Annotated in this window: 25 protein-coding genes and 1 tRNA gene; 9 read left to right on the plus strand and 17 right to left on the minus strand. The window is 51.0% G+C overall.

The window, feature by feature from the left end; translation table 11 throughout:
- Positions 1–183 precede the first annotated feature (183 nt).
- The 3 genes from F3F96_RS01750 to F3F96_RS01760 are packed head-to-tail and all read left to right on the plus strand — an operon-like array spanning position 184 to position 4436.
- Positions 184–3090: a PAS domain-containing sensor histidine kinase gene (locus tag F3F96_RS01750; protein WP_176961525.1), complete on the plus strand. Its 2907-nt coding sequence runs from the start codon at positions 184–186 to the stop codon at positions 3088–3090.
- A gap of 51 nt (positions 3091–3141) precedes the next feature.
- The gene (locus tag F3F96_RS01755; protein ID WP_176961526.1) at positions 3142–3720 is read left to right on the plus strand and encodes an HAD-IIIA family hydrolase; all 579 of its coding nucleotides are present in this window, start codon (positions 3142–3144) and stop codon (positions 3718–3720) included.
- On the plus strand, positions 3720–4436 hold the full coding sequence (locus tag F3F96_RS01760) for a 1-acyl-sn-glycerol-3-phosphate acyltransferase (protein ID WP_176961527.1): 717 nt from the start codon (positions 3720–3722) through the stop codon (positions 4434–4436). Before F3F96_RS01755 ends, F3F96_RS01760 begins: the two co-directional genes overlap by 1 nt.
- Before the next feature lie 94 nt (positions 4437–4530).
- Here the strand turns inward: F3F96_RS01760 and F3F96_RS01765 are convergent, their stop codons facing one another.
- The 6 genes from F3F96_RS01765 to F3F96_RS01790 all read right to left on the minus strand — a co-directional run bounded on the left by F3F96_RS01765 (position 4531) and on the right by F3F96_RS01790 (position 10130).
- The gene (locus F3F96_RS01765; protein WP_176961528.1) at positions 4531–5025 is read right to left on the minus strand and encodes a DUF4389 domain-containing protein; all 495 of its coding nucleotides are present in this window, start codon (positions 5023–5025) and stop codon (positions 4531–4533) included.
- A gap of 46 nt (positions 5026–5071) precedes the next feature.
- Positions 5072–7075, minus strand: coding sequence for a sodium-translocating pyrophosphatase (locus F3F96_RS01770; RefSeq protein WP_176961529.1), 2004 nt, complete (start codon positions 7073–7075; stop codon positions 5072–5074).
- Positions 7076–7162: 87 nt separating this feature from the next.
- Positions 7163–7696 carry an inorganic diphosphatase gene (gene ppa, locus F3F96_RS01775; RefSeq protein WP_176961530.1) on the minus strand — a complete coding sequence of 178 codons (534 nt, stop codon included), beginning with the start codon at positions 7694–7696 and terminating at the stop codon, positions 7163–7165.
- Between the two features lie 30 nt (positions 7697–7726).
- Positions 7727–8821 (minus strand): redox-regulated ATPase YchF, encoded by a 1095-nt coding sequence (gene ychF, locus F3F96_RS01780; RefSeq protein WP_176961531.1) that lies wholly within the window; start codon positions 8819–8821, stop codon positions 7727–7729.
- Between the two features lie 75 nt (positions 8822–8896).
- On the minus strand, positions 8897–9481 hold the full coding sequence (pth, locus tag F3F96_RS01785; RefSeq protein ID WP_176961532.1) for an aminoacyl-tRNA hydrolase: 585 nt from the start codon (positions 9479–9481) through the stop codon (positions 8897–8899).
- A 7-nt stretch (positions 9482–9488) separates the two neighbouring features.
- On the minus strand, positions 9489–10130 hold the full coding sequence (locus F3F96_RS01790; RefSeq protein ID WP_176961533.1) for a 50S ribosomal protein L25/general stress protein Ctc: 642 nt from the start codon (positions 10128–10130) through the stop codon (positions 9489–9491).
- A 224-nt stretch (positions 10131–10354) separates the two neighbouring features.
- Between F3F96_RS01790 and F3F96_RS01795 the strand changes: the two genes are divergently transcribed.
- Entirely contained in the window at positions 10355–10621 is a 267-nt protein-coding gene (locus tag F3F96_RS01795; RefSeq protein WP_176961534.1) for a hypothetical protein, read from the plus strand.
- A 29-nt stretch (positions 10622–10650) separates the two neighbouring features.
- Here F3F96_RS01795 and F3F96_RS01800 read toward each other — a convergent pair whose 3' ends face one another.
- Entirely contained in the window at positions 10651–11127 is a 477-nt protein-coding gene (locus tag F3F96_RS01800) for a response regulator (RefSeq protein ID WP_176961535.1), read from the minus strand.
- Positions 11128–11328: 201 nt separating this feature from the next.
- On the opposite strand from F3F96_RS01800, the gene F3F96_RS01805 reads away from it, so the two are divergent.
- Both F3F96_RS01805 and F3F96_RS01810 read left to right on the plus strand, forming a co-directional pair.
- Positions 11329–11670, plus strand: a complete 342-nt coding sequence (locus F3F96_RS01805; protein WP_206675241.1) for a hypothetical protein — start codon at positions 11329–11331, stop codon at positions 11668–11670.
- Positions 11671–11854: 184 nt separating this feature from the next.
- Positions 11855–12487 carry a lysophospholipid acyltransferase family protein gene (locus tag F3F96_RS01810; RefSeq protein ID WP_176961731.1) on the plus strand — a complete coding sequence of 211 codons (633 nt, stop codon included), beginning with the start codon at positions 11855–11857 and terminating at the stop codon, positions 12485–12487.
- Between the two features lie 4 nt (positions 12488–12491).
- Here the strand turns inward: F3F96_RS01810 and F3F96_RS01815 are convergent, their stop codons facing one another.
- The 10 genes from F3F96_RS01815 to rplM form a co-directional block, all read right to left on the minus strand.
- The gene (locus F3F96_RS01815) at positions 12492–13802 is read right to left on the minus strand and encodes a cyclopropane-fatty-acyl-phospholipid synthase family protein (RefSeq protein ID WP_176961536.1); all 1311 of its coding nucleotides are present in this window, start codon (positions 13800–13802) and stop codon (positions 12492–12494) included.
- A 95-nt stretch (positions 13803–13897) separates the two neighbouring features.
- Positions 13898–15226 carry a Zn-dependent hydrolase gene (locus tag F3F96_RS01820; protein WP_176961537.1) on the minus strand — a complete coding sequence of 443 codons (1329 nt, stop codon included), beginning with the start codon at positions 15224–15226 and terminating at the stop codon, positions 13898–13900.
- A 45-nt stretch (positions 15227–15271) separates the two neighbouring features.
- Complete coding sequence (locus F3F96_RS01825) at positions 15272–16210, minus strand: ribose-phosphate pyrophosphokinase (RefSeq protein ID WP_370465485.1); 939 nt, start codon at positions 16208–16210, stop codon at positions 15272–15274.
- Between the two features lie 80 nt (positions 16211–16290).
- Positions 16291–16365, minus strand: a tRNA-Gln gene (locus F3F96_RS01830).
- A complete protein-coding gene (gene ispE / locus F3F96_RS01835) occupies positions 16345–17232 on the minus strand; it encodes a 4-(cytidine 5'-diphospho)-2-C-methyl-D-erythritol kinase (protein ID WP_176961539.1) in 888 nt (295 codons plus the stop codon). The genes F3F96_RS01830 and ispE overlap by 21 nt, the downstream gene beginning before the upstream one ends.
- On the minus strand, positions 17229–17714 hold the full coding sequence (locus F3F96_RS01840; protein ID WP_176961540.1) for a hypothetical protein: 486 nt from the start codon (positions 17712–17714) through the stop codon (positions 17229–17231). Before F3F96_RS01840 ends, ispE begins: the two co-directional genes overlap by 4 nt.
- A gap of 59 nt (positions 17715–17773) precedes the next feature.
- The gene (locus tag F3F96_RS01845; protein WP_176961541.1) at positions 17774–19504 is read right to left on the minus strand and encodes a tetratricopeptide repeat protein; all 1731 of its coding nucleotides are present in this window, start codon (positions 19502–19504) and stop codon (positions 17774–17776) included.
- Positions 19501–20004 carry a Mov34/MPN/PAD-1 family protein gene (locus tag F3F96_RS01850; RefSeq protein ID WP_241697588.1) on the minus strand — a complete coding sequence of 168 codons (504 nt, stop codon included), beginning with the start codon at positions 20002–20004 and terminating at the stop codon, positions 19501–19503. The genes F3F96_RS01845 and F3F96_RS01850 overlap by 4 nt, the downstream gene beginning before the upstream one ends.
- Positions 20005–20179: 175 nt before the next feature.
- Complete coding sequence (gene rpsI, locus F3F96_RS01855; protein WP_176961543.1) at positions 20180–20572, minus strand: 30S ribosomal protein S9; 393 nt, start codon at positions 20570–20572, stop codon at positions 20180–20182.
- Between the two features lie 13 nt (positions 20573–20585).
- Positions 20586–21017, minus strand: a complete 432-nt coding sequence (gene rplM, locus F3F96_RS01860; protein WP_176961544.1) for a 50S ribosomal protein L13 — start codon at positions 21015–21017, stop codon at positions 20586–20588.
- Positions 21018–21248: 231 nt separating this feature from the next.
- Between rplM and F3F96_RS01865 the strand changes: the two genes are divergently transcribed.
- The 3 genes from F3F96_RS01865 (at position 21249) to guaA (ending at position 25382) form a co-directional block, all read left to right on the plus strand.
- A complete protein-coding gene (locus F3F96_RS01865) occupies positions 21249–22091 on the plus strand; it encodes an ion transporter (protein ID WP_176961545.1) in 843 nt (280 codons plus the stop codon).
- A 95-nt stretch (positions 22092–22186) separates the two neighbouring features.
- Positions 22187–23662 (plus strand): IMP dehydrogenase, encoded by a 1476-nt coding sequence (gene guaB, locus F3F96_RS01870; protein ID WP_176961546.1) that lies wholly within the window; start codon positions 22187–22189, stop codon positions 23660–23662.
- Positions 23663–23831: 169 nt separating this feature from the next.
- Positions 23832–25382, plus strand: coding sequence for a glutamine-hydrolyzing GMP synthase (gene guaA / locus F3F96_RS01875; RefSeq protein WP_176961547.1), 1551 nt, complete (start codon positions 23832–23834; stop codon positions 25380–25382).
- Positions 25383–25431 lie beyond the last annotated feature (49 nt).

The raw sequence follows: 25431 nt of genomic DNA on the forward strand, positions 1-25431 counted from the left end.
TGAAAAAAAGGGCCGCTTTTAGCGGCCTTTTTTTTGTACCTGAGGAACAGAATGGCAAGTGAATAACAGTGATAGTGATTTTTGGCATTATCATTGCTCGTACATATGGGTACATGAACAAACAGCTTCTCCAGGAGTGTGTTGAATGAGTCGTGATCATTTATTATTGAATGGGCTAACCCGTTGAGCCGAGCTACCGGCAGCAATTATAAAAGCGACCTGATTATTGCAGCAGTAGTTGTTGCCGCAGTATGGTCGGCGGGCATCTTCCTGAACCTGTTTGAAGTTTGCTACGATATTCTTCATAGCAATGAGCAGTGGCAACTTGATGAGGCACTGTTGGCACTTCTATCCTTTTCGTTGGTTGCTTTCTGGTTCTCCTTCAGACGTTGGCAAGAGGCCATCAAAGAGTCTGAAAAATCTTTAAAATCAGAAGTGGAAACTCTGAGATATCAAGACATCGCAAATAATATGAGAGTTGGCCTGCACGTGTACCAGCTTGAAGATTTGGATGATGACAGCTCATTACGTCTGATTGATAATAATCCGGCTTCATCCGAATTTACAGGTTTCGATATTTCGCTGCTGATTGGCAAAACGATTGATGAGGCATTTCCGGATATTCGCAGCTCTGGATTACCACATCAGTATGCTGAGGTGGTACGAACAGGTACCCCATTTACTATTGATGAAGTTGAATATGGAGATGAACGGGTTGAGCGATCAACCTTCGCTGTGCAGGCATTTGCTCTTCCTGAGCAGTGTGTTGGCGTGCTGTTTGAAAATACCACTGAACGGAGTCGTACCACAAAAGCACTGCAGAAGTCAGAGACAATGCATGAAGTTGCGCAAGAGGTTGCTCAACTTGGACACTGGGAACTTGACCTTACCAACAACAACCTTTTCTGGTCCAATGAGAACTATTACATCTTTGGTGTAGAGCCGGGAGAAGTAAATACCTATGAGACGTTTCTGGAGAGGGTACACCCTGATGATCTGGATTTTGTGAATTCGGCCTACACTACCTCAGTTGAGAGTAGGACAGAATATGATATCGAACATCGTCTGCTTATGCTTGATGGCACAGTCAAGTGGGTACAAGAGAAGTGTCAAACCGAATATGAGGATGGCATAGCAGTTCGCTCGGTAGGCACCGTGCAGGATATCACCAAACGCAAGCTGGTAGAGCTGGAGATGATCGCCAGTAGAGATCGCTTTTCAAGTATTGTGGAGATGGCAGCAGATGCGATTGTATCCATCAATCAGCATCAGGAAATTATTTTGTTTAACAGAGCGGCTGAGATGATGTTTGGCTACACAGAAGCTGATCTGTTGGGTAAACATGTAGATCAATTGATTCCTGAGAAGTTTAAAGAAGGGCATAGCCGTGGTGTTGAGGCCTTTAAAAAAGAAAATTCCAACATAATGATTCATCGCCGAAGTAGTGGCATTTTTGGATTGCGAAAGAGTGGTGAAGAGTTCCCCGTAGAAATATCAATTTCTAAAGTTGTCGTTGAAGATGATACTATTATGACTGTGATGATTCGTGATCTGTCTGATCAGGTTAAAGCTCAGGCTGAACAGCGCAAACTGTTAATGGCGATTAGTGAGGCTGGTGAGGCGATTCTGATTACCGATCGCAATGCAGTGATTGAATATGTGAACCCGGCTTTTTGTCAGATTACCGGCTATCAGCCCGATGAGGTGCTTGGAAGAACGCCATCCATGCTTAAAAGTCATGCTCAGGATCCCTCCTTTTATAAGGAGTTGTGGGAGACCATCACTGCGGGAGAGGTTTGGCATGGTACGCTTATTGACCGACGTAAGGATGGTAGCTTCTATCCGGCGCTGATGAATGTAGCGCCGATTCACGATGAGTCTGGTGAGATCACCCACTTCGTATCCCTGCAACAGGATATGACCGAACATGAGAAGCTTGAAGCGCAGTTCATGCAGGCTCAGAAGATGGAGGCGATAGGTACACTGGTCGGTGGCATTGCCCACGATTTTAATAACATGCTGGCCGCTCTGCAGGGCAACGTCTATCTGGCCAAGCGCAAGATTGATGAGCCTGCTGTTGTGGCCGACAAGTTGGAGAAGGTGGAGAAGCTAAGTGTCCGGGCTGCGGATATGGTACATCAGCTGCTCACCTTTGCCCGCAAGGATATGGTTGAACTGCGTTCGATCCATCTCAATGCTTTTATTAAAGAGGGGCTGAAACTTGCCTGTAGTGCAATCCCTGAGAACATCAGGGTGAGCAAGTCGGTGACAGAGCAGAGTATGCTTATCAAAGGTGATGCCACCCAGCTGCAGCAGGTGGTGATGAACCTGCTGAATAATGCCCGTGATGCAGTGGCTGATAGTGAGAACCCTTGTATCACAGCATCTCTTGAGCTGTATGGAGCCACGCAGGAATTCCAGCAGAAATATCCTGAGCTGAAAGGTGATCAGCTGGCGCATCTCTCTGTACAGGACAGTGGCTGTGGCATTCCATCGGATCTGATCGATAAGGTGGTTGAACCGTTTTTCACCACCAAAGGGGTAGGTAAGGGAACCGGCCTTGGTCTGGCGATGGTATATGGCGCAGTGCAGACACACGGTGGTGTGCTTGAGATTGATAGTGAAGCAGGGCAGGGCACAACCATGCACATCTACCTGCCATTGCTGCAGGAGCAGCGAAGTGAAGAGAGAGAGGTCGAAGAGGAGGCGGTTGCCGGTTCGGGGCAAATGGTGTTGCTGGTGGATGATGATGAGGTGATTCTTGAAACCGTGGCTGAGGTGCTGAGGAGCCTGGGCTATCTGGTGGTTGAGGCCGCCAATGGTGTGGCAGCATTGGATTACTATCGGGACCATCAGGATGAGATTGCTATTCTGCTGTCGGATATGGTGATGCCGGAGATGGGCGGTGTTGAACTGATTCAGCAGGTTCGCAAGCTCAATAGCGACATTCCAGTCATTCTGATGACCGGTTACGACTTTTCTGGACGTAGTGAAGAGGTTGATCAGTTCGATAACTTTGAGCTGCTGAATAAACCGGTGGCGATTCAAGAGTTGAGTCAATTGATGCATACAATGATGGCATCAAAATAATTTCACCGTTCTTCGCTTTTCTCTATCCGGTGCAGCGCGTATTGTTCCGGCATGGATAGAGGCAAACAGATCAGACCAAAAGCCGTGCTGCTGGATCGTGACGGGGTGATCAATTTTGATTCGCCCGATTATATTTTAAGCCCCGAGCAGTGGCAGCCGATTCCCGGCGCCCTTGAGGCGATTGCACGCCTGCACAGCGCAGGAATCAAATTGGCTATTGTCAGCAACCAGTCCGGCCTTGGACGCGGCATGATGGATAGGGATACATTCAACGATATCCATGCCAAAATGATGCTGGCGATTGAGCAGGCTGGTGGTTATATCTCACATGTCGCCTACTGCCCGCACGGGCCGGATGATGGTTGTGTTTGCCGTAAACCTCTGCCGGGCATGGTGATCGACTCCCTTGCTGCACTGAATCTCCCTGACAAGCCTGAAGATGCACTGTTTATCGGTGATTCGATCCGTGATGTCGAGGCGGCCTTTGCAGCAAAGGTTCCTGCCATGCTGGTGCAGAGTGGATATGGCGATGCTGATAAGATTTTAGAGAAATCACGACAGTTGATGCCGGAGATTCAGGCTTTTGCCAATCTGGCCACAGCAGTTGATGCTGTTTTGGGAGAGTGCTGATGCTGGCTATTCGATCAGCGCTGTTTAATGCCTGTTTTATGATTCTTACGCCGCTCTTCTCGCTGCTGGTGATTCTGTTTCGCCCGTTTGGTTTCTCTGCCTCATGGGTATGGGCCAAAATGTGGTCAAACACGACATTCTTTTTGTTGAGGGTGCTCTGTGGCATTCGAGTGGTGATTGAGGGGCAGGAACATCTGCCCGATCACGCCTGTGTGGTGGTGGCCAAACATCAATCGGCAGCAGAGACCGTGGCTATGCCTATGCTGGTGCCGCCCTACACATGGATTCTTAAACGGGAGCTGTTCAATATCCCCTTCTTCGGTTGGGCGCTGGCACTGATGGGTACGATCGGCATTCGCAGGGGAAGCCCGCGCGAGGCGATCAAGCAGGTGATCCATGATGGTACAGCTATGCTGGAGCAGGAGCGCTGGGTGGTGATCTTTCCCGAGGGGACACGCTCAGCTGTGGGTGCTACAGGTAACTATCAACCAGGCGGTGTGATTCTGGCGCAGAAGGCGAAGGCTGGCATTTTGCCGATGGCACACAATGCCGGAGCCCTCTGGCCCAAACGCGGTTTCATCAAGAAACCGGGAACCATTACCTTCCGTTTTCTCCCCTATATCTCTGCAGATGAGGTGAACGCGGTGCGGCGCAATGATCTGCTCAAACAGCTTGAGAGAGATATCGAAGCTGCCACCCGCGAACTCGGCGGTTGAGGTTACATTACATTACTCTGTTTTTGAGTTATCAGAGATAAAAAAAGGGCGGCACCGATTTCGGGCCGCCCTTTTTTATTGAGATAGTAGCAGGTTAATCTTTTTTCTCTTCACTACTGATTTCAGGTTCGGAGTCAGCAGGTTTCTCTTCTTCAGCCTCTTTCCTGGCTGCAGGTTTGCGTGGTTTACGCTTTGGTGCTGGCTTCTTCTCTTCAACGACTTCTGCTTCTGCGACAATTTCCGGTTCAACAGCAGGAGCCTCTTCGGCAGCAACGACTACTTCGTCCTCAGCTTCATTGTCATCCAGTAGGGCTTCATCGGATGGGAAATCATCAAAAGGAAACGGACGTTTTTCGGTGTTGAAACTCAGGTAACGGTAGATTTGATAGAGAAAGGTTGCCAGCTGAGAGCCGAAGGAGAGCAGTTTATCATTGCGCTTGGCGGTAAATAGTACCCAGAGGAACTGCACAGCTATGACAGCTACCAGTACCACACGTGTAGCAGCAAATACCACGGCAAACAGCAGCATGAAAACCAGTCGCAGCCAGATGTTGGTATCCATGACATTTTCTTTGAGATCATCACTCATGATTATAACTCCTGATAATTATGGTCTGATAACAGACCGATTCGGGCTATCCTAGCAGAGGTGCGATCACCAGAGAAACGATGGCCATCACATTAATCAGGATATTCATTGATGGGCCGGAAGTATCCTTGAACGGGTCACCCACAGTATCGCCAACAACCACGGCTTTGTGAACATCTGAACCTTTACCGCCGAGATTACCCTGTTCGACATATTTCTTGGCATTGTCCCAGGCACCACCGGCATTGGCCATGGTCAGTGCCAGCAGCACACAGCAGACCAGCGCGCCACCAAGCATGCCGCCGAGTGCCTCTGGTCCCAACCCGAAGCCGACGAGTACAGGGGCTGCCACAGCCAGAACACCGGGCAGTACCATCTTTTTCAGAGCGGCATTGGTGGCGATGCTGATACAGCGTTCATGATCGGGTTCTCCTGTACCCTCCATCAATCCGGGAATTTCACGGAATTGCCTACGAATCTCTTTGATCATCTCAAAGGCGGCATCTCCGACAGCTGTCATGGTCAGGGATGCGACCCAGAAGGGGAAGAGGGCACCGATAAACATACCGACCAGCACAATGGGATGAGAGAGCTCAAGGCTGAAGTCGGGGACATTGGCCGATACGGTCTGTACATAGGCGGTGATGATGGCCAGTGCAGCAAGGGCTGCTGCACCAATGGCAAAACCTTTGCCGATGGCGGCGGTGGTGTTGCCCAGCTCATCGAGAGAGTCGGTGATAGCACGTGTCTCATCACCAAGGCCTGCCATCTCCGCGATGCCGCCTGCATTATCGGCAACCGGGCCGTAGGCATCGATGGCCATGGTCATGCCGACTGTGGCCAGCATACCGACAGCAGCAATGCCAACGCCGTAGAGGCCACACAGATTCGTGGAGATAAAGATGATCGCAGCAATGGTCAGTACGGGGATAATCACCGACTGCATGCCGATAGCCAGACCGGAGATGATGACGGTGGCAGGGCCGGTTTCACCAGCCTTGGCAATATCACGAACCGGCTGGTCGCCGGTATAGTATTCTGTGATAAGTCCAATGACGATACCGCCAAGTGCACCGGAGATAACAGCTCCCCAGACATGGGTAGAAACATCACTAAGTGAGATGACGAAATAGGAGGCGGCAATAAACAGCAGTGTGGCACCAATGGTGCCGGTACGCAGGGCAGCCTCTGCCTGATGGGCTGATAACATTTTGACCAGTCCAATGCCGATGATCGAGCAGATCAGGCCGGTAGAGGCGAGCGCCAGCGGCAGAAACATCAGTGACTGCTGTGCGCCCAATGGATCAAGAATGTCTGCTGCCAGCGTTGAGGCCATAGCGATCGTTGCAATGATAGCACCGCAGTAGGATTCGAAGATATCCGAGCCCATGCCAGCCACATCACCGACATTATCACCGACATTATCGGCAATCACACCGGGATTACGCGGATCATCCTCAGGTATTCCCGCTTCAATCTTACCCACCAGATCGGCACCGACATCAGCACTTTTGGTGAAGATGCCACCACCGACACGTGAGAAAAGGGCAACGGATGAGGCACCCATACCGAAGCCGTGGATGGCGTGTGCCGTGGCAGGGTCACCACCGAAAAAGAGGTAGAGGGTGCCAAGTCCCAGCAGGCCGAGTGAAGCAACGGTAAGTCCCATGACTGAGCCGCCGAAGAAAGCGATGGTCAAGGCTGTGCCTGCACCCTCATGCTGGGCGGCTACGGCTGTGCGTACATTGGCTTTGGTTGCAGCAAACATGCCAAAGTAGCCGGCCATCGCTGAGCAGGCGGCACCGACCAGAAATGCAATCATGGTATGGCTGCCCAGGCTGACGAAGAGGGCGAAAGCGACGACGGTTACAAAGATGGCCAGAATTGTATATTCACGCCGCATGAAGACCATGGCACCAAGGTGAATGGCGGCCGCGATTTCGGTGACTTTACCCTCGCCTGCGGGGAATCGCTTAACGGCCAGATAGATGTACCAGGCGCAGGCCAGTCCCAACATGCCAAATATGATCGGAATCATAGTTGTGATCATTAGAACCTCCCTGTCGACATTTTGAATAGCCATAAAAAAAGGTGGCTGATTGCTCAGCCACCTTTATGAAGTTTTAAAACGAAACCGTCAAGCTTCAGCCTTGTAATTGGCAATGGAATCCGTGATCTCCTTCTTGGCTGCTTCAGCATTACCCCAGCCTGTTACTTTCACCCACTTGTCTTTTTCGAGATCTTTGTAGTGCTCAAAGAAGTGTCGAATTTGAGCAGTCAGGAAGGAGGGCAGATCTTCAGGACCATGAACACGACAATTCACAGGTTTTAACTTTTCCGCAGGTACTGCCAGCACTTTAGCATCCATGCCCGCTTCATCTTCCATCTGTAGTACGCCAATAGGACGGCAGTTGATCACGCAGCCTGGAATAAGAGGGAACTGAGAGACCACCAGCACATCTACCGGGTCACCATCATCAGAGAGGGTATTGGGTATAAAACCATAGTTGCACGGATAGTGCATGGCGGTGTGCATGAAACGATCTACGAAAACGGCGCCGGACTCTTTATCCAGTTCGTATTTGATCGGATCGCCATGCTGAGGTACTTCGATAACTACATTGATATCATCTGGCGCATTATTGCCGGCAGGAATTTTTGTGATGTCCATGTTTAACTCTCCCCTATGTCTATGCTCGGATTATACATTAAATCTGAAGTGCATGACATCGCCATCCTTGACGATGTACTCCTTTCCTTCAAGCCTCATTTTGCCTGCCTCTTTGGCTTTGGCTTCGCCACCAAGGCTAACATAATCTTCATATGCGATAGTCTCGGCACGAATAAAACCTTTTTCAAAATCATTGTGAATCACTGCCGCAGCTTTGGGTGCGGTATCACCACGATGAATAGTCCAGGCACGCACCTCTTTTACTCCGGCTGTGAAATAGGAGATCAGATCGAGCAGTGTGTATGCCTCGCGGATCACGGTATTTAAGCCGGGCTCGGACAGTCCCAGATCAGCCAGAAACTCTGTCTGTGACTCCTCATCCATCTCAATCAATTCAGCTTCGATCTGGGCGGATACAACGGCAACACCGGCACCCTCCTGAGCTGCAAACTCACGCACCTTTTCGACATAGGCATTACCATCGGGCAGTGAGCCATCATCAACATTGGCCACATAGAGGACCGGTTTGGCGGTCAGCAGGCAGAGCTCTTTGATCTTAACCAGCTCATCAGAACTTAAACCCTGACGACGGACGGGTGTGCCATCCTCCAGCCCCTTGCTTACCTTTTTGAACACTTCAGCCTGCAGTTTGGCATCCTTGTCGCCTGTGCGCGCCAGCTTCTCGATGCGGATTAAGCTTTTCTCAATGCCATCCATATCCTTGAGCATCAACTCGGTGTCGATAATTTCGATATCGGAGAGCGGATCAATCTTACCCGCAACATGGGTTACATTTTCATCATCAAAGCAGCGTACCACGTGAGCAATAGCAGAGCATTCGCGAATATTGGCGAGGAATTTATTACCTAACCCTTCGCCACTGGCAGCACCGGCCACGAGTCCGGCAATATCTACAAACTCAACGATGGCGTGTTGGATCGCCTGCGGTTTGACGATGGCAGAGAGTGCATCAATGCGTTTGTCCGGCACTGGTACAATGCCGACATTCGGATCAATCGTGCAGAATGGGTAGTTGGCCGCTTCTGCGCCGCCACCATTAAGTGCGTTAAACAATGTCGATTTACCTACATTGGGAAGACCTACAATTCCGATGCTCAGTGCCATGTTATTACCTCGTAAGGAGTTAGGGGCAGGGTGTCAGGGGAAGAAGAAGTGAATTTATGCCTCACGCTCTCCTCCTTACGCCTCACCCGCACGTAGTGCGATATGAATGCGATTGGCTGCAGTGTCTGACTGGCCATCGAGCAGGGTTCCTGCCTCTTCGAGCAGGGCTGCAAAGATTCGGTTTTCATCAGCACGATCACCCTCATCGGGTTTGCCCAGTACCCACGCAGTGACATCGCCATGAGGCGGGCGACCGATACCGATTTTGATACGCGTGTATTCAGGCGTTTCCAGATGTGCGTTAAGCGACTTCAGCCCGTTGTGGCCACCGTGGCCACCACCCTGTTTGATGCGCAGTTTGCCGCTGGGTAGATCAAGATCATCATAAACAACGAAGATATCCTCGTCATCCACCTGATAATAACGGGCCAGAGCACCAACGGCATCGCCGCTGTGGTTCATGAACGTCTGGGGTTTGATCAGTAGAACGCGCTGACTGGGTGAGCGGTTCCATATGCAAGTCTCGGCATGAAAACGAGGGGCTGCGTCAAAGCGCAGCCCCTCCGATTTCGCCAGCAGATCGAGAAAACGAAAGCCGATGTTATGGCGCGTCTGCTCGTATTTGCTACCCGGATTACCCAGGCCGACAAGCAGTTTCATTTAAGCTTTACTCTGCTGAGCCGTTTTCTGTTTCTGTTTCTACTACTGCTTCTGCAGATTCTTCGGTTTCTTCAGCTTCTGCTGCCTTAGGTGGGGCGATGTTCAGAATGGTGAAGTTAACATCGTGATGGACTTCCGCGCCTTCTGGCAGCGTGACGTCTTCGATGTGCACAGTAGCGCCCATCTCAAGTCCGGTACAGTCGATTTCGATGCTCTCAGGAATAGAGTCAGCACGGCAGGTAACTTCCAGCGCGTGGCGAATGAGAGCGACCATGCCACCCTGAGCAACACCCGGGCATGTTTCGAAGTTGATGGCAATCACTGGAACTTCCATAGTGATGCTATCTGCAGCAGATACACGCATGAAATCAAGGTGTGTAGCAGTGTCTTTCAGAGGATCATACTGGGAATCCTTCAGCAGAACGGTGTTCTTGCCGCGTGAGCCTTTTACTTTTACTTCCAGCATGGAAGTGTGGAATGCTTCCTGATTCAACAGCTTGGAAACAGTGTTATAGTCCATGGTGATTGGCAGGTCAGGTTTGTCACCGCCATAAATAATGCCGGGCAGTTTGCCAGCACGGCGCATGCGGCGTGCGGCGCTGCGGCCAGTCTCTTCACGAAGCTCAGCTTCAACAACAAAATCAGTCATAGTATATCCTCCAAAAATACACCGTCGGGTTATCCCGTGACGGCGGCGTTGATACAGGTTTTCAACGCGGGCGCGCACTCTATGCATTGCATCATAAAAGTCCAATTCATCGTCTCCCCTCTATTGGGGCTATACAGGTTTCGGCTATACGTTGAGAGTTGGCGGCTGAATGGATTGGTGGGAGCAGGTGTTGATTAGAATAAAATCTGGCAGTGGAATTTGAGATGACAGTACAAACAGTCATGATCATGACGTTGCTACTGACCATGAATAGCGCTTTTGGGCTCTATGTCTATATCCGTTTCGGGCCTAAGAGACTGTTCATGATTGAGATGTCCGAAGAGCAGTGCCGGCGCTATAAAGAGTCCCTGCCTCCGATAAGCAAGCTCAATGGTTATGGCAGGAAACTGGTGCTGTTCACCTGCCTGACGGTGATCATCTCGCTGCTGCTTCTTTTTGAACTGTTTCGTGCGTTGCCCCCCTTGCTGTAGAGATCAACGCCATCGCTTTTGATCTTAAATTACTCAGGAGTAGGCGTTCTTCCGTCACACCGCGTGCACTGCAGTGGGCATTGCCATGCATCCAGATGAGCTTTAGCCGTTAAATTTTTACACGTCGTATTCACAGCCGAGCCTTGTTCATCAACACATCGAACGATGGAGCTTGCGATAGCGATGAATTTTTCCGGATGGTATGGCTTAGATAAGAAATGGCATATTTTCTTTTCGTAGGCGTCTTGGCCTTCATCGTAACCAGAGGTCACTACGATTTTCTGTTGAGGATATTTCGCATGAATTTTATCGATTAATGTGAGTCCACTCATCTCAGGCATACGGACATCAGTAAAGATGGCTATGGGAGAGACATAATTCTCACTGTGGAGATATGCGATGTAATCAAGCGGATTTGAGAAAGCTGTCGCCTGATAGCCTGCAGAGGTGAGTAGTTCTACCGCCAGCTCACACAGGATGATTTCATCATCAATGATATGAAACATGTCTTAGATTGTGGATGGCTATGCATGATGCAACAACCCCGAGTTTTCGTCAGGAATAGTCTGTCTGGAAGTATGGAATGGGAGTTCAATGACTACAGGCTTTGTGGAAGTAATGGAGTTGATTGACTAATATGTGCTGCAACACTGTATGAGCTGCCCTTTAATGGGCGATTGAACAGTTGTAATAAGGAGAATAATCCAATGAAGTTGAATACCATAGTCATAGCTATCGCTGCTGTAGTTACACTCTCTTTAGCAGCCTGTTCAAATGAAAAACCTGCAGAGACAGCGATTCCGGCTGCGGCTTCCGATGCTATGGATGCAGCTTCTGAAACTGCAACTGATGCAGCAAAAGCTGTGAGCGAGGCTGCTTCTAAAGCTGTGGATGCCGCTTCTGAAGTTGCCTCTGATGCAGCCGAGGTTGTCAGTGAAGCTGCCTCTGATGCTGTTGATGCCACTGCTGAAGTGGCAACTGAAGCAGCAGAAGTCGTTAGTGAAAAATCTTCCGATGCCGTTGATGCCGCTGCGGCTGCCATGAAGTAACCCGATTCGGGTTAGAAGCGAAGTAATCAAGGTCTGGCGTAAGTCAGGCCTTTTTACGTTTCCAGATATTAATATGGCAGTCAGATCCATTGCTGTGATGAGAAGAGTCTAACTTCAGCCGATGATTGGTGATAAGTTTAGGGCTGAGTGTGAAATCGAAATTTTGGGAGGCATGCAAAAGCGGATGAAAGAGAGACTGTTGATTTGGCTGGTGCCGCGATTGATCAAGCTGATCATCGCATTTCTGTCGCATACCATTCGCTGGCAGCGAGTGGGTGATGCTTACGATCCGGCTGATCCAGAACGCCATATCTTCGCCTTCTGGCATGCTCGTATCCTGATGATGGGGGTCGCTCTGAAAGGGTGTCGTGGTTATACACTGATCTCCGAACATCGCGATGGCGGTTATATTGCTGACACACTGCACCTGCAGGGTTTCAGAACCATACGCGGCTCTTCCACGCGAGGAGGGGCCAGAGCACTACTGCAGATGGTGCGCACTTTCCAGAGAGAAAACTGTGATTTCGGCATTACACCGGATGGCCCCAAGGGGCCACGCGAGAAGGTACAGCTCGGAACGATTCAGCTGGCTAAAAAGACCGGGCTGCCGATTCGCCCGGTTATCTGGGCAACCAAACGGCAGTGGCGCATCACTTCATCATGGGATCACTTCTATATTCCCAAGCCCTTTACTGCGGGTGTGATTGTCTATGGTGAGGCTGTGAACGTGACAGCCGATGGTGATGATGAAGCTCTGCAGCGTGTTCAGCAGGCCATGGATGCCACGCAGCAGGCAGCAGACAGCTATTTCGGGTAGCGAATTACCTGTAGAGGTCAGCACGGGTGAGCGGCACTCCTGAGGGGCCTTTGGAAGCGCGCTTGCTTGCTACGACCTGACAGATATGCATGGAGCCGTCGGTAAAACCAATGGCTACTCCGGCCAGATAGAGCGTCCACATGTTGAACTTCTCCTTACCAACCAGAGCGATCGCCTCATCTTTGCGCTGCATCAGTTGGCGATACCAGTGCTGGCAGGTGAGCGCGTAATGTTCCCGCCACGCCTCCATATCGTGCACCTCGAAACCACTTATCTCCATCATATCGATGGTGTGACCAACATTATCCAACTCGCTGCCCGGGAAGATATATTTGAGTAGTAGACGCCGCTCTCTCCTGATCTTTTTGCCGGCTCTTGTTGACGGTTTAGCGTGCCTTGAGATGCCGTGGTTCAATAGAATACCGCGGTCACGCAGCAACGAATTTATTTTCTTGAAATATTTCTCCATATTATCGATGCCGATATGTTCGAACATGCCGACACTGGAGATCTTGTCAAAGCTACCCTCCAGCTTCTCATAATCCTTAAGCTCAATAGTGATTTGATCTTGCAGGCCAAGTCGTTTGATCTTCTCGGTGGTAAAATCGAACTGTTTTTTTGACAGCGTCACGCCGTGCGCCTGGACACCGTAGTGTTGGGCTGCATGGCAGACCAGACCTCCCCAGCCACAGCCAATATCGAGAAACTTATCACCCGCTTTCAGCCGCAGTTTTTTGCAGATCATATCCAGTTTGTCAAACTGAGCCTGATCAATGGAGTTATTTGGATCAGTGAAATAACCGCATGAGTACTGCATCTCCTTGCCGAGAAAGAGTGCGTAGAATTCGTTGCTGATATCGTAATGGAACTGAATGAAGTCCATGTTCTTTCTGCGAGACTCTTTGCGTCCTACTGCATCGTTGTTGTAGCTGTGCTGCACTTCAATTTTGTCAGTGGGTGCGAAGAGGAGCGGGAAAGCTGTTTTGAGCAGTTGCAGGCGCCCAGGCCGTTTACTGCGATCACGCGGCTGCTTTTGGCGAGCAAGATTAACGAAATTGATCAGGTCACCATGAATTTCTATAGTTCCATTGGCGTAGTGAAACAGAAGGTTCTCATAGCTGGGTTTGCGCATCAGTGAGCCAAGAACCCCCGCTCCTGAGATGGCGATGAAATAGTCCGGATCGCTATTTTCCCCCAGTGGTATCAGTGAGCCATCCCATAGTTGTACCGATATGCGTCGATTGAGCTGCGGGGCCAGCAACGTGAACAGCTGACGGGCAGCATCCAGCTGTTGCTGTTCTGAAAAGATAGCCATCACAAATCCCCCCCCCCTCATGAAATGAAATCAACTTTCTACCTTAAGGTTAGCAGGTGTTTTTCGATCAGCAAGGTGGGTTAGGTTGAATGGGTTCAGCTCAAGCAGGCAAGTTCTGACATCATTGCAGCGAGCAGGGATGCCCCTTTGGCAATCTGCTGGGGAGAGCTCTGCTCATCAGGCGAATGGCTGATGCCGTTACGACATGGGATAAAGATCATGCCGACGGGAATAGTTGTGCCATCACCCCTCACTTGTCGGGCTACAGTTCCAGCATCATGCCATGCCCCGCTAGGCAGAGTGATGTGCTTGAGGTTTAGTGCGTGGCTGGTTTCGGCCATTAAGTTCTGAAGATCAGAATTCAGTGCTGGAATACCAGCTTGATCAGAGAATGTATCGATCTCCACGCTGACCCCAAATCTATTGGCCGTGTCATGAATCAGCGCAAAAGCACGATCACAGTAGCTGTTCACGCTCTGCGCATCACAGCCGCGCACTTCAAAAGAGAAGCAGGCTGCGCCACTTACTTTGGTGAGGGCATTATCACGAAGAGGCATGCTGAAACCGGATTGTTGAGACGGATTGATCAGGCCCACGGTTTGCACAAGATCAGCGCCATCATTATTGGCTTGCCCAATCAACTGATCGAGTTCGACCATGGTATATGCCATAGCCAGATTGGCATCCTGCCTGAATTCAGTCCCCATCGGCGTGGCACCGGAGTGGTCGAAGGTACCGTGAAGATTGACCCAGCTGCGTCTGGAGCCGCGGATGGCAGTGACGATGCCGATATCAGTGTCACTGCATTCGAGCACTTTGCCTTGCTCAATATGCAATTCAAAAAAAGCGGCAATGCCATCACGTTCATGATCATCCATTGCAGGTTTTCCTAAGCGAATAAATTCAGGATCGGCCTGCTGCTCAAGCATGGCATCAGCAAGTGTTTTTCCCTCATAGGTCTGATCAAGTGCCGATGCATCAAGTTCGCCAAATGCAGCTTTTGAACCGATGGAGGTGACACCAAAGGTGGCAGACTCTTCTCCGCGCCATATGCGCAGACGAAGTCCGTGTTTTAAAACAGTTTCGGATTTGTGGATGGCTAATAGTGCTGCAAGGCCGGCCACTACACCTGCGGTACCATCGAAATTACCACCGCCTGGAACAGTGTCGATATGAGAACCTGTTTCAATCCATGTTGAAAAGGAGCCGGGTGTTTCAACGATCAGGTTGCCGACAGCATCAGATCGGCAGTTAAGCCCTGCTGTGGTCGCGGTCTGTTGGATATAGCTGATCGCAGCCGTTTCGGCATCGGAGTAGGGGGCACGCAGGAAGCCACTGTTCAGAACACCATCGAGAAGACCGATCCGGTTCAGCGCAGCGTAGAGATGCTCAATAGTTTGGGCATGAATGTGGATCAGGTTCATCGGCTTCCCGTCATGTTGGCATCTGTGAGATGCCGCTTCTAGGAATCAGTCCTCGTAGAGGCTGCTGATCGAGCGGGCGTCGTAAATGCGGGTGATCGCTTCACCCATCAACGGGGCGATGGAGATGCTACGCACTTTGCCGGTATCGAGAATCTTCTGAGGTTGCAGGATGCTGTCAGTAATCACCAGTTCATGCAGGTTGGACTCGGCAAGGCGCTGAGCAGCAGGTCCTGAGAGGACACCGTGAGATGCGTAAGCGCTCACCTTGGTTGCACCACGCTCAAGCAGCGCTTCAGCAGCACCACAGAGGGTGCCGGCAGTATCAACCATATCATCAATCAGGATGCAGTGTTTACCTTCAATATCACCAATGATATTCATCACTTTGGCAACGTTTGGAGCAGGACGACGTTTATCTACAATGGCCATATCGACATGCAGGCGACCGGCCAGCGCACGGGCACGAACCACACCACCGACGTCTGGAGATACGATGATCACATCTTCCATGTTTTCATTTTTCTCTTCGATATCCTTGCCGAATAGCGGAATGGCAAAGATGTTATCAACCGGGATATCGAAAAACCCCTGAATCTGGGTGGCATGCAGATCGAGTGTTAATACGCGTGTTGCGCCTGCACGCGAGATCAGGTCGGCAACCAGCTTGGCAGAGATCGGTGTGCGGCCTGCACTTTTGCGATCCTGACGGGCATAACCGAAATAGGGGATGACTGCACAGATGTTGCGTGTTGAGGCGCGTTTGGCTGCATCAATGAAGATGAGCAGTTCCATCAGATTGTCGTTGGCAGGAGAAGATGTGCTCTGGATAAAAAACGCATCCAGACCTCGGATGGTCTCTTTGACCTGGATGAAGATTTCACCATCGGAAAAGCGCTGGGTATAGATCTCACCCTGAGGTTTGCCGATGTGTTCACAGATTGCCTGTGAAAGCGGTGGATTGGAGGTGCCGGAAAAAAGCCGCAGTTTCTCGTACATGGTGAGATCACTCCTCTGTTCGATAGTGTAAGCGATGATCGTTTACTTTATCGGGTTCTGCTAAAAACTGGCTGGGACGGCAGGATTCGAACCTGCGCATGACGGGATCAAAACCCGCTGCCTTACCGCTTGGCTACGTCCCAATATTTCTCATCAAGCGGATGTTTCTGCTGCATGCTGCCGACAAACGTCCAGTAGGCCGGGTTCTGCATCTTTAGATGCTCTGCCACGGCGCTTGCCTGCTCCGGATCATCGAACAGGGCAACAGATGTCGAGCCACTTCCGCTCATCCATACTGTCTCTGAATGTTTGCGCAACGCTTGCAACAGTTGCGACACCTCCAGACTCAGGCTGCATGCGCTGCCCTGGAGATCATTTTTCCCAAGGCTGCTTGAATCGCGGCGGATGGTATCCAGCCCCTCTGACGGGGTCAATGTGCGATCCCCGCTATGAACCTGATGATCAAAGTGTCGGAATACTTCGGCGGTGGAGAGGCCTGCATCCGGCCAGACCAGTAGCAGCGCCTTTTCAGGCAGTGAATGCGGGTAATTATATAGCTTTTCACCAATGCCGTGCGCCTGGCTGCTCTTACCAAACAGGAAGCAGGGGATATCAGCACCGAAGGGCGCTGCAAAAGTAATCAGTTCTTGCAGCGGAATATCTGCATGCCATAACCGGTTGGCTGCAAGCAGCGCGGTGGCTGCATCGGAGGAGCCGCCACCCAAGCCGGCCTGCGCAGGAATCTTTTTAATGATATGCACGGCGAGTCCCTGTCTGATCTCATATCTCTCTCTAAAAGCTGCAAGCAGCTTATGCACCAGATTCTTTTCGCCTGAGAGATCTGGATTAGAGCAGCTGACTCTCAATTCGTCACAAAGCTCTATCTCCAATTCATCACAGATATCTGTATAGGCGAAACTGGTATCAAGTTCATGCATGCCATCCTTACGAATGGCGGTAACAAACAGGTGCAGGTTAATTTTAGCCGGTGCCGGAAGCCTCAGTTTCATGGTTGAATCAGCATCGTTGCCCGGCGCCCATGTTTAATGTCAGTCATGGTCAGTTTATGTAGTGACGGGGTCCACTGCAGGCGAATCGGGTTGCCGGATGCTCTGCTCTCCCAGAGCCCCTCTTGCTTGTTGATGAAATGGCCGGGCATCTGACCCAGTAGAATAGAGGCCAGCTGTTGCGGAGGAATAACGATACCCTGACTGCCCAGTTGTACTGCTTCGATGGGTTCCCACATCCGGGACTGCGTGCTGCGAAGCTGCATCTGATCATCAAGCCAGCGCAGTTCGATGACGGTGCCGGTAGCGGCATGGGTGAGTCTTACATCGCCCCTGTCAGGGGAGTCGGCATGCCACTGCAGCATCACCTGCCAGCGGCGCTTGGGTTCGATGACAATAAGCCGGGCTGTAAAGTTGCTGAAGGGGCCGATAGATGTTTTTTCAGTCGTTGTAACAGGCTGTTTAACACATGCCGATGTCAGCATAGCTGTGAAGATTAACAACAGCGCTAGAGAGCTGAACCGAGATCTGGCCGCTGCAAACATCAGTCGCTATCCAGGCCGTGTTGAATTTTATTATTGAGCTTATCGGCATTCTCACTATTCATCTGCAGTGATTTTTCCCATGCCTTACGGGCAGCAGGCTGATCGCCATTTTTCCACAGTATATCACCAAGATGTTCAAACATGATGGCGTCATCACTGATCTGTTTGAGGGCTCTGTTCTGGGTGGTCAGTGCCTTCTTGAATTCGCCACGCTGGAAGTAGACCCATGCCAGAGAATCAAGGTAGTAACCATCATCCGGTTTCAGATCCAGCGCCTTAAGGATCAGTTTTTCGGCTTTATCCAGTTCAATGCCCTGAATGGCATAGCTGTAACCGAGGAAATTCATCGCCTCAGAGTGTTTCGGGGAGTGGGTGAGCAGTTGTGAGAGCATCACCTCAAGCTGGTCATACTGTTTCAGGTGATCAAAAGCGACAGCCCGGTTAAACAGCAGTTGCGGATGCACCTTGTCCATTGCAGAGAGGTCACGGGTCTCCTCAATCAGCAGCTTATACTGCTTTTGGGTCAGGCGAATGGCTGAGCGCATCAGATGGGCTTCGGTGTCGGACGGTTTGGATTCCAGAACACGATGCAGTCGTGTTAAAGCACTTTTCAGATCATCCTTTGTGAAATCCATGCCAGCCAGACGTATCTGTGCAGCATCTCCCATTGCCCCTTTCGGATCGATCTGCTCATAAAACGGTTTTGCTTCATCAGGGCGCTCCAGTGCCTCAAGGCTGGCAGCGAGGTAAAAACGGCTCTGATCGTCAGGACTGTTTTGGTGCAGCTTTCTGAAGGTGGCTTCTGATTTCTCAAAATCCTTATAGCGGAAATAGAGCATGCCAAGCGTTTTCAGGATTTCCGGGTTCTGACCACTCTGGTTGACCAGATCACGATAGATCATGATCGCTTCTGCGATGCGGTTCTCCTCAATGAGCACTTTACCAAGGGCGTGCCCCACCCGGATGGCATGCGGATAGGCATTGAGGAAATCACGCAGCTCCTTCTCGGCGCTGTTGCTATCATCCTCATTCAGGGCGATGCTGCTAAGTAGCAGTACAGCAGTATCATTTTCAGGGGCCAGAAGACGCATGCGCTGCAGTGATACCCTGGCGGCTTTGCTGTCGTTCTGTTTGAGCAGCAGTTGCGCCTGCAGAAGACGGAATTCGGGCAGCTCTTCGATAAGGATTGCCTCATTGATAGCAGTCAGTGCCTCATCAAAACGCTTCTGACCGGAGAGGATGCGCGCCTGCAGGTCACGGCCGGGCAGGTTGGCAGGGTTCTCTTTGAACAGCTCATCAAGAAGGGCGAGCGCCTCATCCTGCAGGTTTTTGCTCACCTTCATGCGAGCCTGAGTCAGTAGCAGTCTCTCCAGGTCATCTTTTTTAAGCTCTTTTTTGAGCAGCAGCGCAATCTGTTTCTCTGCATCATCGCTCTTGCCCAGCTGCAAGAGAAGGCTGGTCAATTGGATCTGTGGTTCAATAGCCTCAGGGTCTTTCTCGACAAGAGAGGTGAGGAACTTCACTGCCAGAAGGCGGTTGCCATCTTTGAGTGCATTTTGAGCTGCCAGATAGAGAAACTGGGGATCCATCTGCGCTATCTGTTGCTGCTGCTTCTTTTCTGCTCTCTCAGATTCAAGCTTTGCTGATTCCTGGCCAGATTTCTGGATGCTACAGGCTCCGAGCAGGGCTGCGCAGAGCAGCAGGATGGATGCTTTTAAGCAGGCGTTCATGCAGCAGCCACAACAGGATTCTGCTGAAAGCGATCGCCACTATCATTGACAGACCAGCAGCGAAGATCGGCAGCTTTGCCGTCACAGATGCTGATGATGGGGTAAGCGAAACCTTCCCATGCGCTGCCAAGATCGGTCGGTGAAGGTTTTGCCGGACAGTCAGGATGGGAGTGATAGACGCCAACGATCTCATGGCCAGAACCACGCAGTTCACGGTCAATGCGCTGGTAGGCTGCCGGATCAAGCTCGAAACGATCAGCTGCCCGCTCGCTGTTAAGGTTATCAACCTGCCTGACTTCCGCGATCATCCAGCCATGTTCTGTGATGCTGCCAATCAGCAGGCCACATATCTCATGCGGGTAACCAGCTTCACCCTGGCATTGCATCGCCTCTTTGCAGGAGGCCGGCAGAGAGAGTTGTGCTGTGGATTCACTATCATCGAGAACCGCGAGATACTCCGGGCTGCTGAAACGTACAGGTTCATAAACGGATATGGTCAAAGTGGTTCTCCATAGGTGTGGTGATGGAATCGGCATCTGTGATGGGCTCAGCGATCAGGGCTTAACCTATCGTCTGACAGGGCGTTGCCAACCATCGGCATATAGCAGGATACAAAAAATGCAAAAAAAAAGGGAAGGCGCAATGCCTTCCCTATTAAAATGTCTCTTGCGAAACTTAACGCTTGGAGAACTGTGGAGCACGACGTGCTTTCTTAAGGCCTGCCTTCTTACGCTCAACCTTACGAGAGTCACGGGTCAGGAAACCAGCAGCTTTCAGTGCAGGACGAAGACCAGCATCATATTCGAGCAGAGCACGAGCGATACCGTGGCGAATTGCGCCAGCCTGGCCTGAAGTGCCACCGCCAAAGACGTTAACACGAACATCAATGCGGCCGATCAGATCATTTGCAGTCAGTGGCAGCAGTGCCTGCTGACGAACAATCTCAACCGGGAAGTAGTTTTCTACTTCACGACCGTTAACCAGTACATTGCCCTTACCGGACTGGATGATTACACGGGCTACGCTACGTTTACGGCGACCAGTGCCGCGATACATTGTCTCTGCCATCTTTATGTTCCTCTTAATTCAGTTTCATTACTTCAGGTTGCTGAGCGGCATGCGGATGATCGCTGCCAGCGTAAACCTTCAGTTTTTTCAGCATAGCGCGGCCCAAAGGACCCTTTGGCATCATACCTTTAACAGCCAACTCAAGAATACGCTCCGGGAATTTCTCGCGCTGTTTTTCCAGCGTGATGCTTTTCAGACCGCCGGCATAACGGGTGTGGCGATAATAGGTTTTGGCGCTCTCTTTATTGCCGGTAACAGCAATTTTTTCAGCGTTGATAATGATAACATGGTCACCACAGTCAGCTTCGGGCGAGTACTGCGGACGATGCTTGCCGCGCAGAACGGTTGCTACCTGAGTAGCCAGACGGCCCAGAATAAGATCATTGGCATCTACAATATACCATTTGCGTTCAATATCGCCGGGGCGAACAGTCCAAGTACGCATAAAAATTTTCTCCATGTTTGCGAGTGTTACGATGACCCCTTTTTCAAGGTGGTCTGCCGTGCAAGGGCGGCGCATTATAAGTTGGGGGTGGTGGTTGTCAAACACTGTATGCGCAAGAGAGGAGCGCTGCTCCTGTTGTCCCCCATTTGGGGGAGATAAGCCCTTTCCCTAGAGTTTTGGCGAACTTCTTGCTAATTTTTTGGTGTGATTAAGAAATAGGGGTTAAATCATATGCATATCAAGGATCTGAAGGAACATGATGACCATCACCTGCACCTGACGGGGCTGCGCAAAGTGCTCAATGAGCTGCTTTTTGATACGCGTACGCTGGCCGGGCGCATCACCAACTGGAGCATGCTTGCTCTGATTATGATTGTGGTGATTGGCTCCATGGTTAACACTGTTGAAGCCTATAATGCGCAGTGGGGTGAGCAGATTCATGAGTTTGAGCGCTGGGTGCTCTACGCCTTTGCACTTGAATATGTGTTGCGGGTTTATTCGGCGCGCAACCGTAAGCATTACATACTCAGTTTTAACGGTGTTGTAGATCTGATTACGGTGTTGCCACTGTTTGTTGTGGGTGACTCATTTGTGTTGGTGCGTCTGCTGCGTCTGGCACGTGTGATCAGGGTGGCGATCTCATTCCCCGTTGTTCGTTCCCTGTTTGCCTCACTCAGAGGTTCACTGAAGCTGCTTATGGGTGTACTGGGAACTATCGGCCTGATCTCTGTGATGGTAGGCAATATGATCTATATCCTTGAGCCGGAGACTTACTCCAACGCATTTGAAGGAACATGGTGGTCGCTGGTGACCATGAGTACGGTGGGTTACGGTGATTTTGTCCCGCAAACTGCAGTCGGCAAAATGTTGGCGGCAAGCCTGATCATGTCCGGTATCTGTATGTTTGCGATGGTGACGGCGGTGATTTCTGTGAAAGTGGGTCGAATGATTAATCATTCTGCCAAGTGCAGCTCCTGTAAACACGGTATAGCACCGGATTATCTCTTCTGCCCACACTGTGCTACTGCGCAGGAAGGGGCTCAACCAGAGGTTTTCGAAGAGGATGACGCCTGATCTGAGATCGGGGTTTTGATCGCTTCTTTCGGGATGCCGGTTGTTCCGTTATCATGCCGCCCTCTTTTTATACGGATTTCGGAGGTAACAATCGCATGAATGAGCAGATGCTGGGTGAGGGACTAACCTTTGACGATGTGCTGCTGGTGCCACAGGCAAGCAGCGTCATGCCACGCGGGGTTGATACCTCTGCACAACTAACCAAAAAGATCCGTCTGAACATTCCGGTGGTTTCAGCTGCCATGGATACCGTAACCGAATCGGGCACAGCCATTGCGCTGGCTCAGGAGGGCGGCATCGGTGTTATTCATAAAAACATGACACCTGATGAACAGGCCGCCGAAGTCAGGCGTGTGAAACGTTTTGAAGCAGGTGTGGTGCAGGAGCCTTTGACAGTAAGCCCTGAGACGACTCTGGCACAGATGCATGCGCTGGCTGCAGAGCACGGCTTCTCAGGTTTCCCGGTATTGGATAACGACGGCAAGGTGTGTGGTATTATCACCAACCGTGATATCCGTTTTGAACGTGACCCTAATAGTAAAGTTAAAGATATGATGACCCCGCGTGAGCGGCTGGTCTCTGTTGAACATGGTGTTGATCTTGATACCTGTAAGGATCTGTTCCGTCTGCACCGCATTGAAAAGCTGCCGGTCGTGGATGCTGCAGGGCGTCTGCAGGGTATGGTGACCGTACGCGATATCGAAAAATCTTCAGCCAATCCTAATGCCGTACGTGATGATCTTGGTCGTCTGCTGGCAGCTGCTGCAATCGGTGTTGGTGATGCTGAGATGCAGCGCTTTGAAGCGCTGTATGCGGCAGGCGTGGATGCTATTATTGTTGATACTGCCCATGGCCACTCACAGGGTGTGATCGAGCAGGTGCGCGAAATTAAACGCCTGTATGGCGACAAGATTCAGGTGGTTGGTGGCAATATCGCCACAGCTGAAGCTGTGCGTGATCTGGCTGATGCCGGTGCTGATGCAGTGAAGGTCGGTATTGGTCCGGGTTCGATCTGTACAACACGTATCGTTGCAGGTGTGGGTGTGCCACAGCTGACAGCGGTGATGCAGTGTGCTGTTGCCGGCAGAGAGGTGGGTGTTCCGATCATTGCCGATGGTGGCATCAAATTCTCAGGCGACTTTGCCAAGGCGATGGCCGCCGGTGCTGCGACCTGTATGTTCGGTTCGATGTTTGCCGGTACTGAAGAGGCACCTGGCGACAAGATTCTCTATCAGGGCCGTACCTATAAAGCTTATCGTGGCATGGGTTCGATTGGCGCCATGAAACAGGGCAGTAAAGATCGCTATTTCCAGGGTGATGTGGATGAAGCGATGAAGCTGGTTCCCGAAGGTATTGAGGGTCGTGTGGCTTATAAGGGTGCACTGACTGATATATTGCATCAGCTTGTTGGTGGTCTGCGCGCATCCATGGGTTACACCGGTGCTGCCAGCATCGATGAGATGCACAAGCGTGCCAAGTTCGTTCGCATTACAGGCGCAGGCCTGCGCGAATCGCATGTGCATGATGTAACGATCACCGAAGAGGCTCCGAACTACCGTTTCGAATCCTGATTTTTAGACGCAGATGAACGCAGATATACGCTGATTTAGCATTGACCTCTGTTCATCTGAGTCTCTTAAGGGTTTGGAGTCGCGCAAAAATATTTGATTTTATTATGACGTTGGTTTGCCATTTATCTGTGTTGATCTGCGTTCATCTGTGTCTAAAGGTTGGGTTATAATGGATAAAATATTAATTCTGGATTTTGGTTCACAGTATACGCAGCTGATTGCGCGGCGTGTACGTGAAGCGCAGGTCTATTCTGAGCTGCATCCCTGGGATATGACAGAAGCGGATATCCGCGCCTTTAAGCCATCCGGTATTATTCTCTCAGGTGGCCCAAACTCAGTCTATGAAGATGAGACCCCTAAGGCTCCGGCCTGTGTGTTTGAACTGGGCGTGCCTGTGCTCGGTATCTGTTACGGCATGCAGACCATGGCTGTGCAACTTGGTGGTGTGGTTGAAACCGGCCATGTGGCTGAATTCGGCTATGCTGAAGTCATGCCTTGCGGTGATTCGTCACTGCTGCGTGGAATCGATGAGGGTAAAGAGGGAGGTGCCCTTGATGTCTGGATGAGTCATGGTGATAAGGTCTCAGCACTACCTGCCGGTTTTGAAGTGATCTGCAGTAATGCCTCTACACCGATTGCCGGCATGGCTGATGAATCACGCCGTTTTTATGCACTGCAGTTCCATCCGGAAGTGACCCACACCCATCAGGGCAAGGCGATGCTCTCCCGCTTTGTGCATGATATCTGCGGCTGTGGTCGTGAATGGACCATGCCGCACTATATTGATGAGGCGGTCGCCCATATCCGTGAGCAGGTGGGTGAGGAAGATGTGATTCTCGGCCTCTCCGGAGGTGTTGACTCCTCCGTAGCTGCTGCGTTGTTGCAGCGTGCCATCGGTAGTCAGTTGACCTGTATCTTTGTCGATAACGGATTGCTGCGCCTGCATGAGGCTGAGCAGGTGATGGAGATGTTCGCCAATAACCTTGGTGTGAAAGTTGATCATGTTGATGCCTCTGAGAAGTTCTTAAGTGAGCTGGCCGGTGTCTCTGATCCGGAAGCCAAACGCAAGATTATCGGTCGCGAATTTGTACATGTGTTCCAGGAAGAGGCGGAGAGTATGCCTAACGCCAAGTGGCTGGCACAGGGTACGATCTATCCTGATGTGATCGAGTCGGCCGGTTCCAAAACCAAAAAAGCCCACACTATCAAGAGTCATCATAATGTCGGTGGCCTGCCAGACACGCTGCATCTGAAACTGCTGGAGCCACTGCGTGACCTGTTCAAGGATGAGGTGCGTGAGCTGGGTGTGGCGCTCGGTCTACCTCGTGAGATGGTCTATCGCCATCCGTTCCCGGGTCCCGGGCTTGGTGTTCGAATCTTAGGCGAAGTGAAAAAAGAGTATGCCGAACTGCTGCGTCGTGCTGATGCGATTTTTATCGAGGAGCTGCGTGCCTCAGGCTGGTATGAGAAGACCAGTCAGGCATTTGTTGTCTTCCTGCCGGTAAAATCGGTCGGTGTGATGGGTGATGGCCGTACCTATGAGTGGGTGGTTGCGCTGCGTGCTGTAGAGACTCAGGACTTTATGACCGCACTCTGGGCAGAGTTGCCGCATGCACTGTTGGCCAAGGTATCCAATCGTATTATTAATGAGGTGCGTGGCATCAACCGTGTGGTCTATGATGTTTCGGGCAAACCGCCAGCTACGATTGAGTGGGAATAAATTATAGGCAGAGGGTCACAGTGAAATATTTGGCCTTGCCATATTCAGA

Origin of the sequence: Mariprofundus sp. NF (assembly GCF_013387455.1) — a bacterium.
GTDB lineage: Bacteria > Pseudomonadota > Zetaproteobacteria > Mariprofundales > Mariprofundaceae > Mariprofundus.

Excerpts from the sequence above, each read along its gene's own strand:
- F3F96_RS01755 (WP_176961526.1), top strand. The coding sequence starts at position 3,142 with ATGGATAGAGGCAAACAGATCAGACCAAAAGCCGTGCTGCTGGATCGT.
- F3F96_RS01760 (WP_176961527.1), top strand. The coding sequence starts at position 3,720 with ATGCTGGCTATTCGATCAGCGCTGTTTAATGCCTGTTTTATGATTCTT.
- F3F96_RS01765 (WP_176961528.1), bottom strand. The coding sequence starts at position 5,025 with ATGAGTGATGATCTCAAAGAAAATGTCATGGATACCAACATCTGGCTG.
- F3F96_RS01770 (WP_176961529.1), bottom strand. The coding sequence starts at position 7,075 with ATGATCACAACTATGATTCCGATCATATTTGGCATGTTGGGACTGGCC.
- ppa (WP_176961530.1), bottom strand. The coding sequence starts at position 7,696 with ATGGACATCACAAAAATTCCTGCCGGCAATAATGCGCCAGATGATATC.
- ychF (WP_176961531.1), bottom strand. The coding sequence starts at position 8,821 with ATGGCACTGAGCATCGGAATTGTAGGTCTTCCCAATGTAGGTAAATCG.
- pth (WP_176961532.1), bottom strand. The coding sequence starts at position 9,481 with ATGAAACTGCTTGTCGGCCTGGGTAATCCGGGTAGCAAATACGAGCAG.
- F3F96_RS01790 (WP_176961533.1), bottom strand. The coding sequence starts at position 10,130 with ATGACTGATTTTGTTGTTGAAGCTGAGCTTCGTGAAGAGACTGGCCGC.
- F3F96_RS01795 (WP_176961534.1), top strand. The coding sequence starts at position 10,355 with ATGACAGTACAAACAGTCATGATCATGACGTTGCTACTGACCATGAAT.
- F3F96_RS01800 (WP_176961535.1), bottom strand. The coding sequence starts at position 11,127 with ATGTTTCATATCATTGATGATGAAATCATCCTGTGTGAGCTGGCGGTA.
- F3F96_RS01805 (WP_206675241.1), top strand. The coding sequence starts at position 11,329 with ATGAAGTTGAATACCATAGTCATAGCTATCGCTGCTGTAGTTACACTC.
- F3F96_RS01810 (WP_176961731.1), top strand. The coding sequence starts at position 11,855 with ATGAAAGAGAGACTGTTGATTTGGCTGGTGCCGCGATTGATCAAGCTG.
- F3F96_RS01815 (WP_176961536.1), bottom strand. The coding sequence starts at position 13,802 with ATGGCTATCTTTTCAGAACAGCAACAGCTGGATGCTGCCCGTCAGCTG.
- F3F96_RS01820 (WP_176961537.1), bottom strand. The coding sequence starts at position 15,226 with ATGAACCTGATCCACATTCATGCCCAAACTATTGAGCATCTCTACGCT.
- ispE (WP_176961539.1), bottom strand. The coding sequence starts at position 17,232 with ATGAAACTGAGGCTTCCGGCACCGGCTAAAATTAACCTGCACCTGTTT.
- F3F96_RS01840 (WP_176961540.1), bottom strand. The coding sequence starts at position 17,714 with ATGCTGACATCGGCATGTGTTAAACAGCCTGTTACAACGACTGAAAAA.
- F3F96_RS01845 (WP_176961541.1), bottom strand. The coding sequence starts at position 19,504 with ATGAACGCCTGCTTAAAAGCATCCATCCTGCTGCTCTGCGCAGCCCTG.
- rpsI (WP_176961543.1), bottom strand. The coding sequence starts at position 20,572 with ATGGCAGAGACAATGTATCGCGGCACTGGTCGCCGTAAACGTAGCGTA.
- rplM (WP_176961544.1), bottom strand. The coding sequence starts at position 21,017 with ATGCGTACTTGGACTGTTCGCCCCGGCGATATTGAACGCAAATGGTAT.
- F3F96_RS01865 (WP_176961545.1), top strand. The coding sequence starts at position 21,249 with ATGCATATCAAGGATCTGAAGGAACATGATGACCATCACCTGCACCTG.
- guaB (WP_176961546.1), top strand. The coding sequence starts at position 22,187 with ATGAATGAGCAGATGCTGGGTGAGGGACTAACCTTTGACGATGTGCTG.
- guaA (WP_176961547.1), top strand. The coding sequence starts at position 23,832 with ATGGATAAAATATTAATTCTGGATTTTGGTTCACAGTATACGCAGCTG.